Source organism: Streptomyces venezuelae (genome assembly GCF_008642295.1).
GTDB classification, from domain to species: domain Bacteria; phylum Actinomycetota; class Actinomycetes; order Streptomycetales; family Streptomycetaceae; genus Streptomyces; species Streptomyces venezuelae_C.
In genome coordinates this window covers 483,943-498,067 of sequence record NZ_CP029190.1, presented here as the reverse complement: position 1 = coordinate 498,067, position 14,125 = coordinate 483,943, and the positions used below count along the sequence as shown (strand labels likewise).

The window sequence follows — 14,125 nt, the reverse complement described above, 5'->3', positions numbered from 1 at the left end:
ATCGTGCCGCAGAACGGAGAGCCGCCGCCATGTCCGACGCCACCGACGCCACCGACCCCACCGGCACCCCTGCCACACCCGCCACGCCCGCCTCCGCCGTCAAGCCGGTACCCACCGCCGACCTGTACGACGAGTACGGCGAGCGGCTGGCGGTCTGCGGCCTCCAGTTCCGCGGGATCGGGGGCCGCCGGATGTTCGCCGGGCCGGTACGGACGGTCGCCTGCCACGAGGACAACGCCCTGCTGCGCGAGCTGCTGCACACGCCGGGCGAGGGCGCGGTGCTGGTCGTGGACGGCGGCGGCTCGCTCCGCACCGCCCTGGTCGGGGACCTCATCGCGGGTGCGGCCCAGCGCAACGGCTGGGCCGGGCTGATCGTCCACGGGGCGGTCCGGGACAGCGTGGCCCTCGGCGGGCTCGACCTCGGGGTGCTGGCGCTCGGCACCGTCCCCCGTAAGAGCGGGAAGACCGGCGCGGGCACCGTCGACGAGCCGGTGTCCTTCGGCGGCATCACCTTCCGCCCCGGCGGGACGGTGTACGCGGACGAGGACGGCGTCGTGGTGCTCCCCGAGCGGGAGTAGGGTGGAACGACCGGTCGAGGAGGGGAAGTTCGATGAGCGGTAGCGGCAGCCGAAGCAGTGTGCGCAAGGGCCTGGCCAAGGTCGAGGTCGCACTGAAATGGGACCCGAGCCCGGCCGGCAGCCCGGCCAACGATCTCGATATCGTCGCCGCGGTCTACGCCGCGGACGGCCTCCGTGGTGCCCCGGTCCATCTGGTGCACTTCGGCCACCGGTCCCCGGACGGCACCATCACCCTCAACCGGGACAGCCGCACCGGGCAGGGCTTCGGCTTCGACGAGGTGATGACCCTGGAACTGGACCGGATGAGCGAGGCGCTCGCCCGGGTGGTGATCGGTGTGGTGATCCAGGGCGGCGACGGCACGAAGACCTTCGGTGATGTCGCGGGCACGGCCCTCCGTATCCGGGAGGGCCACACCGATCTTGTGTCCGACGACTTCGCGTCGGTGGCCGACGCCTCGGCGGCCACGGTCGCCGAATTCGCCCGGGACGCCTCCGGCGGGTGGACCCTGCGTCCGGCGGTCCACGGCTTCACCGCGGACCCGGAGGAGTTCACCCGCCTGATGGGCGCGGTCTAGTAGGGCCCGTTCACGTTGTCGATCGAGCCGTAGCGGGCGGCGGCGTAGTTGGCGGCGGCGGTGATGTTCGCGACCGGGTCGTAGGAGTCGAACGAGGTTCCCGGCACGTGGTACGCCTTGAAGGTCGGGTCGATGACCTGGAGCAGCCCCTTGCTGGGGATGCCGTTCTTGGCGTTGATGTCCCAGTTGTTGATCGCCCGCGGGTTGCCGCTGGACTCGCGCATGATGTTCTTGTAAAGGCCCTGATAGGTGCCCGGAATGCCCTTTTCGGCCATGATGGCGAGGGATTCCTTGATCCAGCCGTCCAGGTTGTTCGCGTAGAGCGGGGTGCGCGTGGACCGGTCGGCCCGGGCGGGCTCGGCGGCGGCCCGGGCGGGCTCGGCGGCCGGCCGGCCGCCGTCCCCGTTGAGGGTGAGCTTGATCCCCGGTCGGATCAGCGACGGGTCGTTGCCGATCACCGCGCGGTTGTCCTCGTAGAGCTTCTTCCAGCCCCCGGCCACCCCGTACTTCGCGGCGATCTTCGAAAGCGAGTCGCCGGTCGCCACGGAGTACGTACCGGGGGCCTTCACCGGCGCGGCGGCCGGTACTGCGGCAGGTACTGCGGCCGGCGCGGCGGCCTGCGCCCCGGTCGCTCCGACGAGCGGCAGGACCAGTGCGGCGCCGCCGGTCCCCGCGAAAAGGAATCCACGGGTGAGCGGGTTGTTCTTGGGGCGACGGTGCTTGCCTTTTCCGGCCATGGCGCAATTCCTCAGGTTTTGGGGGGACCCATCGGGATTGCGGTGACCGTAAACGAGCCAGAGTGGCTGAAACAAGAGAGGAATTACGCACTATGACCGGTCTCACTGATCAATTCTTAAACCGGTTTTTGTGTCGCTATAGCGGAGCAAAGCGGACATGTTTTAGGGCTTCGGCGACGGCCCGTTCGGCCTCCGGGAGGCGCTCCAGGAGCAGGGTGATGGCGCGGTCGCGGGTCACGGCGTAGGTGCGGAGGGAGCGGGTGACGGACTGCGGGTGGTCCAGCGGTTCGTTCAGGGGGTACACGGAGCCGGCCAGGGCGCACAGCGCGGTCCTCGGTACGGCGGCCAGTTCGGCCGCCGGAAAGCCGGGGCGGGCCGCGCGGTAGGCGGCGATCAGCCGGGCCAGACCGGCCGGCCAGTCGGCCCGGGTCACCACCGTCCGCGGATCGCAGCCGATCCGGGCGATCTCCCAGACCGCCGCCCGCGGGCCGGGCGGCCGGAAGTCGATGACCGCGGCCACCCGTTCCCCGCGCAGCAGCAGGTTCGGGGAGGCGAGGTCGCCGTGTACGGCCTGGACGGTCAGCCGGTCCGGGAGCGCTGCGGCCAGCTCGTCGATCCGCGGCAGCAGCGCGAGCCGGTCCCGAGCGGCGTCCAGCGCCCACCCCTCGAAGCCCTCGCGGGGCCGCTCCTCGTACCGCTCGATCAGCCGGCGCAGCCGGTCCCGCCGGGCTCCGGGGTCGTGGACGACGGTGGACGGCGCCAGCCGGACATGGCCGCCCGGGTGCCGGGCCAGCGCCGTGTGCAGCCGGGCCAGGGTCCGGCCGACGGCGGCCCAGCGGCCCCCGTACAACCCGCCCTCGGCGGTCTCCGCCCCGGCCACGTACGCCGAGACCGAGACGGCGGCCGGGCTGCCGCCGGCCGGGGCGCGGGCGAGCAGCCGGCCGTCCCCGGTCTCCCGTACCTCGGGCACCGGCACCCCGGCCCGGCCCGCGAACCGGCCCAGTTCCAGGGCCTGTTCCACGGCCACCGGATCGGCGCCCGGCGGATGGCCCTTGACGAACCAGCGTGCTCCGCCCGCTTCGGTGACGATGTGGTTGACGCTTTCGGTGCCCGCGGGGCCGGGCTCCACCGTGTGCGGGACCAGTCCGTACGCCCGGGCCAGCAGTGCGGCCGTCCCTTCGTTCACGGCGCCGGGTCCGGGCCGGGGCCGGTCCAGGGCCGGCCCGCGTGCAGCTCCAGGGGCCCGGTGCCCTCCCGGAGCGCGGTCAGGCAGGCCTCGATCCGCCGCCGCAGCTTCGGCCGGACCAGCGAGCCCAGCTCCTCCTGCCCGGCCAGCCGCCACTCCCGCAGCTCCTCCGGAGGCAGCTTGATCTGCGCGAGGGTGCTGTCGTCCAGGACCCCGCCGTCGAAGGTGAACGCCACCCGGGCCGGATACGGCGCATGGCTCGCCCAGTTGACGGCCAGCAGCCTGCCGGGCTCCACCTCCAGCCCCAGCTCCTCCCAGACCTCGCGCCGCGCCCCGTCGCGCGGGCTCTCCCCGAGGTCGCTGTCCACCCCGCCGCCCGGCAGATGCCACCGGCCGCCGGCGCCGTAGGCGGGCTGTACCAGCAGCACCCGGCCGGAACGGTCGGTGAGCAGCATGTGCGCGGCGGTGAACGCCTTCGGCCGGTTGGCCCGGTGGCTGGCCGAGTCCAGCGCGTTGGCATGCTCCAGCGCGGCCCGCCGCTCGGGGTCGAGTGCGGCGGGGGAGCCGGGCTGCGGGACGCCGTTGACCAGATGGGCGATCGAGCCCACGTACAGCGCGGCCAGCCCGGCCCGCAGCCGCGGCGCGATCCGCTCCGGCAGCAGCCGGTGGGCCTCCTCCGGGGTGTGCCAGTGGGCCTCGGCCACCTCGCCGTTGGCGTAGCGGATCGCCGCCGCCTGCTCCGCGGTCAGCGGCCCCACCAGATGGACGTGCACCACCAGGGACCGGCCCAGCTCGCCCGGCGCCCGCGCGTCCACGGCGAGCAGCCGGCCCACCGGCACGTCCAGCCCGAGTTCCTCCGTGAGCTCCCGGGCCAGGCCCTCCTCGGGCGTCTCGGTGTCCTCCACGCTGCCGCCGGGCAGCTCCACCCCCTCCTTGTAGGAGGGGGTCAGCAGCAGCACCCGGCCGGCATCGTCCAGGACGATCCCGGTCGCCGCGACCAGCGGCGAGGGCCGGGCCGCGTAGTGCGCCCGGACCTCCTCCGGGGTGGGCTGCTGTCCGGGCTGCCGTCCGGGCTGTCCCGGCGGGGAGGGAGATGCGGGCGGCGCGGGCACGGGCGGCTCCTGTACAGGTCCGGGACGACACCGGACCAACGCAGACAGCGCCCGTTCTGACACGGTCACACGAGCAAAAAACAAAGGCAAGGAGGGAATCCCACTCCTTGCCACTCTCAACTTATAGCGCACTGGGGGGCTTGCGGCAAGGCCCCGTCCGCCGGGCAGAATCGCGGACCTGACCCAGAACCGGCAAGAAATTACGGGGGATTCACACCTTGCGTGTTGAGCTGTCCAGTGCGTTCGACCTTCCCGAGCACCTTTCCTCCAAGGCCGACCCGGCGCTGACCGCCGCCGACGAGCGGCATTTCGCAGCCATCTCGGAGAGCCTCGAACAGGCGACCACCGAACTGTCCGACCTCCTGGAGGCCGCGCGCAGGGCGCCCGGCGGCCTCGGCCGGCAGGCGATGGACCGGGACGCCGAGATCCACCGCCTGACCGGCCGACTGCGCACCCTGCGCCGCTTCGGCCTGGACCTGTGCCTGGGGCACTTCGTCCGTACCGACGACCCCGAGCCGGTGTACATCGGACGGCTCGGCCTGACCGACAGCACGGGGCGGCGGCTGCTGACCGACTGGCGGTCCGCCGCGGCCGAGCCGTTCTTCGCGGCCACCCACGCAAGCCCGATGGGCCTGGCGAGCCGCCGCCGCTACCGCTGGACCGGCGGCCGGATCAGCGACTACTGGGACGAGGTGTTCACCGCCGACGGGCTCGAGGGGCACGCCGCACTCGACGACCAGTCCGCGTTCATCGCCAGTCTGGGCGGCAACCGGTCGGCTCGGATGCGCGATGTACTCGCCACCATCCAGGCCGATCAGGACGCCGTCATCCGGGCGGGATCCCGCGGGGCCCTCGTTGTCGACGGCGGTCCGGGCACGGGCAAGACCGTGGTCGCCCTGCACCGGGCCGCCCACCTCCTCTACTCGGATCCCCGTCTCGGCCACCGCCGGGGCGGCGTGCTCTTCGTCGGTCCGAGCCGGCCCTACCTGGCCTATGTGGCCGATGTCCTGCCCAGCCTCGGCGAGGAGGGCGTACAGACCTGCACCGTGCGCGACCTCGTCGCCGAGGGAGCCGCAGCCACGGTCGAGACCGATCCGGAGGTGGCCCGTCTGAAGTCCTCCGCGGACCTGGTGAAGGCGATCGAACCGGCCGTCCGAATCTACGAGGAGCCGCCCACCGAGGGGATGACGGTCTCCAGCCACTGGTCCGACATCTGGCTTGGCGCCGATGACTGGGCGGCGGCCTTCGCCGCAGTGGAACCAGGTACTCCGCACAACCTGGCCCGTGACCAGATCCTGGAGGAGCTGCTTGCGATCCTGATGGACAAGGACGACAGCGACGCTCCGCCCCACCTGCTCCGGCGGTCGCTGCTGCAGGACCGGGACCTGATCGGGACCCTCAACCGGGCATGGCCGATGCTGGAGCCGACCGACCTCGTCGGAGACCTCTGGTCGGTACCCGCCTACCTGCGCAAGTGCGCTCCCGGGCTCACCCCCGACGAGGTCCGCGCCCTCCAGCGCCCGGACGCCCAGGCCTGGACGGTGTCCGACCTGCCGCTCCTCGACGCCGCCCGGCAGCGGCTCGGCGACCCGGAGGCGTCCGTGCGCAAGCGCCGGCACGACGCCGCCGTCGCCGCCGAACGCGCGCGCAGGGCCGATGTCATCGACGGCCTGCTGGAGGCCGACGACGACGGTGAAGGCGCGGTCACGATGCTGCGCGGCCGGGACCTGCAGGACACCCTGATCGACGGGAGCGGGCTCCCCGGTGCCGAACCGGACCTGCTCGCCGGCCCGTTCGCACACATCATCGTCGACGAGGCCCAGGAACTGACCGACGCCGAGTGGCAGATGCTGCTGCTCCGCTGCCCGTCCCGGAGCTTCACCATCGTCGGCGACCGCGCCCAGGCCCGGCACGGGTTCACGGAGTCCTGGCAGGAGCGCCTGGAGCGGGCCGGGCTCGACCGGATCACCGTGGCCTCCCTGACCGTCAACTACCGTACGCCGGCAGAGGTCATGGAGGTGGCCGAGCCGGCCATCCGGGCCGCGCTCCCGGACGCCAATGTGCCGTCCTCCATCCGCAGCAGCGGCATTCCCGTCGTCCACGGAGCCGTGGCGGACCTGGACGCGATCCTCGATACCTGGCTGGCTGCGCACGCCGAAGGAACCGCCTGCGTCATCGCCACCGGTGACACCGGCGACGGTACGTTCCGGGCGGCGTCGTCCCGCGTGCGGTCGCTGACACCGACACTGTCGAAGGGCCTCGAGTTCGACCTGGTCGTCCTCATCGACCCCGAGAGGTTCGGCGAGGGCACGGAGGGAGCCGTCGACCGCTATGTCGCGATGACCCGCGCGACCCGGCAGCTCGTCATCCTCACGAGCTCCTGACGACCGGAATCAGAGACGTCCGGCGGGGGCGAGCTCGGCGAGTCGCCGCAGCGCCCCCGCCACCGACTCCGCCGCGGCGGGCAGCAGCGGCAGCCGCACATCGGGCGTGGGGATCCGGCCCTGCGCGTGCAGCACCCCCTTCACCACGGCCGGGTTCGGCTCGGCGAACGACGCCGCCGACAGCCGGGCCAGCGCATGCCCCAGCTCCCGGGCCCGCGCCACCTCGCCCGCCTCCCAGGCGGCGGCCAGCTCCACGAACCGCCCGGTCGCCAGATGGGCCGAGGCGAGGATGCCGCCCGAAGCCCCCATGGCCAGCAGCGGCACCAGGTACGCGTCATCGCCGGCCAGCACCGTGAACCCGTCCGGCAGGTCCCCGAGCAGGGCCACCGTCTCCGGGCCGATACCGCCGCCCGCGTACTTGATCCCGGCGATCCCCGGCAGCGTGCCCAGTGCCCGCAGGGTGGCCGCGTCCAGTTCCAGACCGGTGCGGTAGGGGATGTGATAGACGATCAGCGGCACGGGGCTCGCCGATGCCAGCCGCTCGAAGTGGGCCAGCACGCCGGCCGGCGAGGGCCGGATGAACGAGGGCACCGTCACCAGCGCCGCCCGCACCTCCGGCCGCCCGCCGAGCCGGGCCAGTGCCGCCTCGCCCGCCCGGGTGTCGTTGCTCCCGGCGCCGACGGTCAGCCATGCGCCGCGTTCCCCGCAGACCCGCGCGCACACCTCCGTGACGAGGTCACGCTCGGCCGGGTCGAGCGCCGCCGCCTCCGCGGTGGTCCCGAGCGCGACGATCCCGGCGGCGCCGGCGTCGAGTACGTCCCGGGCGAGCTGTTCGAGGGCCTCGGCGGCGACCGCGCCCGTGCCATCGAAGGGGGTGACGAGCGGTACGTGAATGCCCCGCAGGGCGGTGTCCTGTGCCATGGACCGAGCCTCGCCCGCACTGACCGTCAAATCCAGTTCGCATTTCTTACGCCAAACGTAAGCTGGGCCGATGCTCGACGTACGACGCCTGCGCCTGCTGCGCGAACTCGCCCGCCGCGGCACCATCGCCGCCGTCGCCGAGGCCCTCGCCTTCAGCCCTTCGGCCGTCTCCCAGCAACTGGGAGTGCTCGAACGGGAGGCCGGTCTGGCCCTGCTGGAGCGGACCGGCCGCCGGGTCCGGCTCACCCCGGCCGGCGAGAACCTGGTGCGCCACGCCGAAGCCGTGCTCGAACGCCTCGAACAGGCCGAGGCCGAGCTGGCCGAGGCACGGGTCGGCCTGGCGGGCGTCCTGCGGATCGGTGCGTTCCCGACCGCCACCCGGGCCATCGTCCCGGCCGCGCTGGTCTCGCTGGCCCGCCGTCATCCGGGCCTGGAGCCGATGGTCTCCGAGACCGACCCGGCGGCCGTCGCCCACGCCCTGCGGGCCGGTGACCTGGACGTGGCCCTGGTCCACGTCTACGACTTCGTCCCCGCCTCAGCGGAGCCCGGCCTCGCCACCGAACCGCTGTACGCCGAGGCCATGTACCTGGCCGAACCGGCGGACCGGGCGGAACCCGCAGACCGGGCGGAACCGGCGGACCCGGCCGGCGGACCCGGTGCACCGGAGGAGGAGGAGCGGGACGCGGAGGTGCTCCGCCGCGGGGAAGACGCCCCGTGGATCACCGCCACCCCGGGGACGCTGTGCCGGGCGATGACCGTACGGGCCTGCCAGGCGGCCGGCTTCACCCCGCGGGTCCGCCACCAGGCCGACGAGTTCGCCACCGTCCTCGCCCTGGTGGCGGCCGGCCAGGGCGTCGCGCTCGTGCCGCAGCTGGGCATCGCCCGCCCGGCGGACCCGGCCGTCCGGCTCACCCGGCTGCGCCTCCAGCGGCGTACCCGGATCGCGTTCCGCAGCGGGGCTGCCGGCCACCCGGCCGTGGCCGCCTTCGGCGCGGCCCTGCGCGGAGCCGTACCGCCCGAACTCCCGCCGGAGTAACGTTCGACGGTCCGGCAAGGAACGAGCAGAGCGGGGAACGACGTGGGGAACGACGTGACGCACCGGGTCCGGGGAGTCATCGCGCGGAGCAAGGGCGCACCGGTGGAGACCACCACCATCCTGGTCCCGGACCCGGGCCCCGGTGAGGCCCTGGTACAGGTCAAGGCCTGCGGGGTCTGCCACACCGACCTGCACTACCGGGAGGGCGGGATCAACGACGAGTTCCCGTTCCTGCTCGGCCACGAGGCGGCCGGGGTGGTCGAGTCGGTGGGCCCGGACGTCACCTCCGTCGCCCCCGGCGATTTCGTGATCCTCAACTGGCGTGCGGTGTGCGGCACGTGCAGGGCGTGCCGGCGCGGCCGGCCCTGGTACTGCTTCGCCACCCACAATGCCACCCAGCCGATGACCCTGGAGGACGGCACCCCGCTGTCGCCCGCCCTGGGCATCGGCGCCTTCGCGGAGAAGACCCTGGTGGCGGCTGGCCAGTGCACCAAGGTCGACCCGGCCGCCTCGCCGGCCGCGGCCGGCCTGCTCGGCTGCGGGGTGATGGCCGGCCTCGGCGCGGCCCTCAACACCGGGAACGTGGGGCGCGGCGACACGGTGGCCGTCATCGGCTGCGGGGGAGTGGGCAACGCGGCCGTGGCCGGAGCCCGGCTGGCCGGTGCGGCGAAGATCATCGCGGTGGACCTGGACGACCGCAAGCTGGGCTGGGCCACCGGACTGGGCGCCACCCACACGGTGAACGCCCGCAGCGAGGACGTGGTGAAGGCGATCCGCGCGCTGACGGACGGCCATGGCGCGGACGTGGTCATCGAGGCGGTCGGCCGCCCCGACACCTACGAACAGGCCTTCTACGCCCGCGACCTGGCGGGCACGGTGGTCCTGGTCGGCGTCCCGACCCCGGACATGCGCCTGGACCTGCCCCTGCTGGACGTGTTCGGCCGGGGCGGCGCGCTGAAGTCCTCCTGGTACGGAGACTGCCTCCCGGAACGCGACTTCCCGCTGCTGATCGACCTGTACCTGCAGGGCCGCCTGGACCTGGACGCGTTCGTCTCGGAAACCATCGCCCTCGATGAGGTGGAAGAGGCCTTCGCCCGAATGGAGCGCGGCGAAGTCCTCCGCTCGGTGGTCCAGTTCTGACCCGACCGGCCTGACGTCGTCGGCCTGCCTGACGTCGCCGGCCCGCTGCGCGGTGCACCCCGCGCGGCGGCCCGGCGCAGCGGCGGCCTTCCGGCGCCTCGGATCAGCGCGATGTTCCCTCAGTCAGACGTTCATGATCGGTACGCGTCGTGATATCGGCGCAGCCGGGGGGCGCGTATGGCGGGCAGCCCGACCAGGGTGTCCTCGAAGGCGTGGTGGTGGGGCGTCAGCGGGCACCAGGGGCGCGGCGGCAGGGGATAGTCGTCGCGCAGGACTCCGTCGGGAAGCACCCCGGTCGCGGGCATCGGTGAGGTCTCGCCATGGTGGGCGAGGTACGCCCAGACCCCGCTGTCCAGCGGCACCACGGCCGCGTCGTCGTCGGGTGGGCGCCAGGGCGTGCCTGTGAGGGGGTGGCGGGGGACGAGGAGGACGTCGGGACGGGGCCGGGGCGTGCGGATTCCCGGGCCGGCCAGCCCCACGGTACGGGCATCAGGCCCGGTCGGCAGGTACCGCCCGACGGCGTGGCTGAGCAGCTCGGTGACGGGGCCGGCAGGGAGGGTCACGGGGCGGTCCCCTGTGGCCGCCACGAGGTGGGCCAGCGCGACCCCGACCGCCGCCTCCCAGCGACGGCTCCACGCCCCGTCGGGCCCGACGGGTGGGACGCGGTGCTCGGCGCGCTCCAGGTCGTCCCAGTCGGGAGGCAGACCGGCGGGGAGCCCCGAGGGGCGGCGTACGACCGCGTCGGGCTCCAGCCATACCGTCTGCCACAGTCCGCAGTCGTCCATGCGGGTCGCCACGGCCCGCCCGCACCCCTCGCACGCCAGGTTGGGGCCGGCCCGGCCGTCCACACCCTGGCAGTAGCCCTCGCATTTCTCGGGTATCAGGGCCATGGACCGGGAGTCGCCGGGGGCGATGACGATCCTGTTCCGCGCTCCGAAAGAGACGGAGCGCCCCGGCGCGTACACGCCCTGCCGGGCAGCCGCGTCCTCTCCGACCTCCTCCCACGACCGCCACGGCGGTCCGGTGGGTCGGGGGTCGACGGCGTACGTCGCGGGCTCCATCAGCGGAGGATGGAGTTCTTCCCAGCCCCCGTGATGGGTGTGGACCGGGAGGGCCACCCGGGACACCGGCGCCGTCAGCTCCGTGCCGCACCCGGCACACGCGAACACGTCCAAACAAGCTCCCCCTCGCCCCGATTCCCCGGGAATTGTGCCTCGCCCACGGCGAAGGACCCACCGGATTTTGCGGGCCCCGGCCCCGTACTAGACTCGCCGCACCGCCCGTACCGCCGCACACCTGGACCACCCGTGACCAGCAGCCACCGCCCTGCCGCCGCTCGCTACCGCCAGCCCGGAGTGGTCCTCACCGACCACCACTTCGAGGTGCCGCTCGATCACGATCGCCCCGGCAGTGGCGACCGTATCGAGTTGTACGCCCGTGAAGTGGTCGCGGCCGGCAAGGACCCGGAGGGGCTGCCCTGGCTGCTCTATCTCGAGGGCGGCCCCGGCTTCGGCGCCCGCCGGTTCACCGGCCGGCAGGCCTGGCTGGAGCGGGCCCTGACCGAGTACCGGGTGCTTCTCCTGGACCAGCGCGGCACCGGCCGGTCCACCCCCGCCAACCGGCAGACCCTGCCGCTCCGCGGCACCCCCGCCCAACAGGCCGAGTACCTGGCCCACTTCCGCGCCGACTCCATCGTCCGCGACTGCGAGGCCATCCGGCCCGCCCTGACCGGCGGCGCCCCCTGGACCGTGCTCGGCCAGAGCTTCGGCGGGTTCTGCACCACCCGCTACCTCTCCACCGCTCCCGAAGGCCTGGCCACCGCCCTGATCACCGGCGGCCTGCCCGGCCTGACGGCCACCGCCGACCAGGTGTACGCCGCCGCCTTCCCCCGGATCGAGCGCAAGAACCAGGCCCACTACGCCCGCTACCCGATGGACGTGGAACGCGCCCGCCGGATCGCCGCGCACCTCGCCGAGCGGCCCGCCGTCATCCCCGGCGGCCACCGCCTCACCGCCGAGGCCTTCCAGTCCCTCGGCATGCTCCTCGGCACCGGCGACGGCAGCCACCAGCTGCACTACCTGATGGAAAACGCCTTCGTCGCCACTCCGGCCGGCCCGGCCCTCTCCGACGCCTTCCTGGAGGGCGTACGCGGCCAGCTGTCCTTCGCCGGGCACCCCCTCTACGCCCTGCTCCACGAGTCCATCTACGCCCAGGACCCGGCCGCCCCCACCGGCTGGGCCGCCGAACGGATCCGAGCCCGGCACCCCCGCTTCGACCCGACCGCCGCCCTGGCCGGGGACGAGCCGCTCCTCTTCACCGGGGAGACCATCCACCCCTGGCACTTCACCACCGACCCGGCGCTCGAACCGCTCCGCGAGACCGCCGAACTCCTCGCCGCCCGCACCGGCTGGACCCCCCTCTACGACCCGGCCCGGCTCGCGGCCAACGAGGTGCCGGTGGCCGCAGCCGTCTACCACGACGACATGTACGTGGACACGGCCCACTCCCTGGAGACCGCGCGGGCCATCCGCGGCCTGCGCACCTGGGTCACCGACGAGTTCGAACACGACGGTGTCCGGGCCGGCGGCCCCCGCGTCCTGGACCGCCTGCTGGCCCTGGTCCGCGACGAGGCCTGAGCCGGCCCGGCGGACCTGACGGACTCCGGCCGGCGGCTGCCGTCGCGCCGGTCCGCGCCGGGCCGGGTCGCCTATTCTGCGGATCATGACGGAGCACACGGATCAGGAAGAGGGCCGCCGGAACCAGGGCCCGGAGCAGGGCCCGGAGCAGCTCGCCCCCATGCCCACGGACTGGCAGCGCGCCCTCGCCGTCGTCGCCCACCCCGACGACCTCGAGTACGGCTGCGCCGCGGCCATCGCGGACTGGACGGACGGCGGCCGGGAGGTGGTCTACCTGCTGGCCACCCGGGGCGAGGCCGGCATCGACACCATCGCCCCCGAGGAGTGCGCACCGCTGCGCGAGGCCGAGCAGCGGGCCAGCGCCGCCGTGGTCGGCGTGTCCGCAGTGGAGTTCCTGGACCACCGGGACGGCATCATCGAGTACGGACTGGACCTGCGCCGGGACATCGCGGCAGCCATCCGGCGGCACCGGCCCGAGCTGGTCATCACCCTCAACCACCGGGAAGTTTGGGGGCCCGGGCCGGGCGGCTACTGGAACACCCCGGACCACCGGGCGGTCGGCCGGGCCACCCTGGACGCGGCGGCCGACGCGGGCAACCGCTGGATCTTCCCCGAACTCATCGCCGAGCAGGGCCTGGAGCCCTGGAACGGGGTGCGGTGGGTGGCGGTGGCCGGATCGAGCACGCCGACGCACGCGGCGGACGCCGGCCCGGGGCTGGAGCGTTCGGTACGGTCCCTGATGGAGCACAAGGCGTATATCGAGGTGCTCACGGAGGAGGACCCGGAGACGTACTGCCGGACCTTCCTCACCGGCAATGCACAGCAGGCCTCGGCCCGCTTCGGCGGCCGGCCCGCCGTGCCGTTCGAGGTCTTCCCCCGCTGACCGGACCCGGCATAATCTGACGCATCCGATGCGTATGACGTTGCGTCAGATGTTGTTGCGGGGAGGGGCGCCCGGTGATCGACACGCTGTCCACGGAGATCGCCGAGGGCGAGGAGCGCATCCGTCTCGACATCGCGGACGGATGCGCGGTCCTCACCCTCTGCCGCCCGGACCGGCTCAACGGCTGGAGCTGGGAGTCGACCCGGCAGCTGGGACTGCTCGCCGACCGCATCCGGTTCGACGAGGCGGTCCGGGTGGTGCTGCTGCGTGCCGAGGGCCGCGCCTTCTGCGCGGGCATCGATGTGACCGCCCCCGGCGGCGCCATCACCGGGGACACGCCCGCCGCCCGTACCCGGAACTACTACGAGGGCATCCGCTGGGTGCACGAGCGCTTCACCGTGCTGGCCCGGCTCCCGCAGCCGGTGATCGCGGCGGTTCAGGGGTACTGCCTGGGCTTCGGCTTCGAACTGGCCCTGATGGCCGACATCCGGATCGCCGCCGAGGACGCGGTGTTCGCCCTCCCCGAGGCCGGGCTGGGCGTCGCGGTGGACGCGGGCGGCGATCTCCGCATCGCCCGCGAGGCCGGGGCCGGCTGGGCCAAACTGCTGGCGCTGACCGGCCGCCGGATCGACGCGGGCACGGCCGAGCGGCTCAACCTGGTCCAACTGGTGGTACCGCGTCCCGAGCTGGACGGCGCGGCCGAGGCCCTGGCGGCCGAGATCGCGGGCAATGCGCCGCTCGCGGTACAGGGGATCAAGCGGGCGGTGGACGCGTACGCGGATGCCGCGCTGCCCGCGGCCCTGGACCGGGTCGCGATGACCGCCGCCCTCACCCTCACCTCGGAGGACTGCCGCGAGGGCTACACGGCCAAGGCGGCCCGCCGCCCCCCGCACTTCACGGGCGGCTGACGTCCGAGAACTGACGTCTGACGGCGGGC

13 protein-coding genes are annotated in these 14,125 nt (G+C 73.7%); 8 read left to right on the top strand and 5 right to left on the bottom strand.

From position 1 onward, the window contains the following. Positions 1–29 precede the first annotated feature (29 nt). Complete coding sequence (gene rraA, locus DEJ50_RS02350; protein WP_150205745.1) at positions 30–578, top strand: ribonuclease E activity regulator RraA; 549 nt, start codon at positions 30–32, stop codon at positions 576–578. 32 nt (positions 579–610) lie between these two features. Further along, positions 611–1,153: a TerD family protein gene (locus DEJ50_RS02345; protein WP_150205744.1), complete on the top strand. Its 543-nt coding sequence runs from the start codon at positions 611–613 to the stop codon at positions 1,151–1,153. On the opposite strand, the gene DEJ50_RS02340 is transcribed toward DEJ50_RS02345, so the two are convergent. The 3 genes from DEJ50_RS02340 to DEJ50_RS34370 form a co-directional block, all read right to left on the bottom strand. Then, positions 1,150–1,890, bottom strand: a complete 741-nt coding sequence (locus DEJ50_RS02340) for a LysM peptidoglycan-binding domain-containing protein (RefSeq protein ID WP_150205743.1) — start codon at positions 1,888–1,890, stop codon at positions 1,150–1,152. The genes DEJ50_RS02345 and DEJ50_RS02340 overlap by 4 nt on opposite strands. Positions 1,891–2,026: 136 nt before the next feature. Continuing rightward, positions 2,027–3,076 carry a phosphotransferase enzyme family protein gene (locus DEJ50_RS02335; protein ID WP_190344217.1) on the bottom strand — a complete coding sequence of 350 codons (1,050 nt, stop codon included), beginning with the start codon at positions 3,074–3,076 and terminating at the stop codon, positions 2,027–2,029. Beyond that, entirely contained in the window at positions 3,073–4,188 is a 1,116-nt protein-coding gene (locus tag DEJ50_RS34370) for an NUDIX domain-containing protein (RefSeq protein WP_223837542.1), read from the bottom strand. Before DEJ50_RS34370 ends, DEJ50_RS02335 begins: the two co-directional genes overlap by 4 nt. Before the next feature lie 218 nt (positions 4,189–4,406). Between DEJ50_RS34370 and helR the strand changes: the two genes are divergently transcribed. Next, the gene (gene helR, locus DEJ50_RS02320; RefSeq protein WP_150205741.1) at positions 4,407–6,572 is read left to right on the top strand and encodes an RNA polymerase recycling motor ATPase HelR; all 2,166 of its coding nucleotides are present in this window, start codon (positions 4,407–4,409) and stop codon (positions 6,570–6,572) included. A 9-nt stretch (positions 6,573–6,581) separates the two neighbouring features. Here the strand turns inward: helR and DEJ50_RS02315 are convergent, their stop codons facing one another. After that, positions 6,582–7,493, bottom strand: a complete 912-nt coding sequence (locus DEJ50_RS02315) for a dihydrodipicolinate synthase family protein (protein ID WP_150205740.1) — start codon at positions 7,491–7,493, stop codon at positions 6,582–6,584. A gap of 70 nt (positions 7,494–7,563) precedes the next feature. Here DEJ50_RS02315 and DEJ50_RS02310 point away from each other — a divergent pair, with 70 nt between their 5' ends. After that, entirely contained in the window at positions 7,564–8,529 is a 966-nt protein-coding gene (locus DEJ50_RS02310) for a LysR substrate-binding domain-containing protein (RefSeq protein WP_150205739.1), read from the top strand. Between the two features lie 54 nt (positions 8,530–8,583). Further along, positions 8,584–9,669 carry an S-(hydroxymethyl)mycothiol dehydrogenase gene (locus tag DEJ50_RS02305; RefSeq protein WP_150211832.1) on the top strand — a complete coding sequence of 362 codons (1,086 nt, stop codon included), beginning with the start codon at positions 8,584–8,586 and terminating at the stop codon, positions 9,667–9,669. A gap of 131 nt (positions 9,670–9,800) precedes the next feature. On the opposite strand, the gene DEJ50_RS02300 is transcribed toward DEJ50_RS02305, so the two are convergent. Then, positions 9,801–10,730: a hypothetical protein gene (locus DEJ50_RS02300; protein ID WP_411757571.1), complete on the bottom strand. Its 930-nt coding sequence runs from the start codon at positions 10,728–10,730 to the stop codon at positions 9,801–9,803. A gap of 246 nt (positions 10,731–10,976) precedes the next feature. Between DEJ50_RS02300 and DEJ50_RS02295 the strand changes: the two genes are divergently transcribed. The 3 genes from DEJ50_RS02295 to DEJ50_RS02285 all read left to right on the top strand — a co-directional run bounded on the left by DEJ50_RS02295 (position 10,977) and on the right by DEJ50_RS02285 (position 14,096). Further along, on the top strand, positions 10,977–12,305 hold the full coding sequence (locus DEJ50_RS02295; RefSeq protein ID WP_223837541.1) for an alpha/beta fold hydrolase: 1,329 nt from the start codon (positions 10,977–10,979) through the stop codon (positions 12,303–12,305). A gap of 85 nt (positions 12,306–12,390) precedes the next feature. Next, positions 12,391–13,188, top strand: coding sequence for a PIG-L deacetylase family protein (locus DEJ50_RS02290; RefSeq protein WP_150205737.1), 798 nt, complete (start codon positions 12,391–12,393; stop codon positions 13,186–13,188). Between the two features lie 74 nt (positions 13,189–13,262). Continuing rightward, positions 13,263–14,096 carry an enoyl-CoA hydratase/isomerase family protein gene (locus DEJ50_RS02285; RefSeq protein WP_150205736.1) on the top strand — a complete coding sequence of 278 codons (834 nt, stop codon included), beginning with the start codon at positions 13,263–13,265 and terminating at the stop codon, positions 14,094–14,096. The last annotated feature ends 29 nt before the right edge of the window (positions 14,097–14,125 follow it).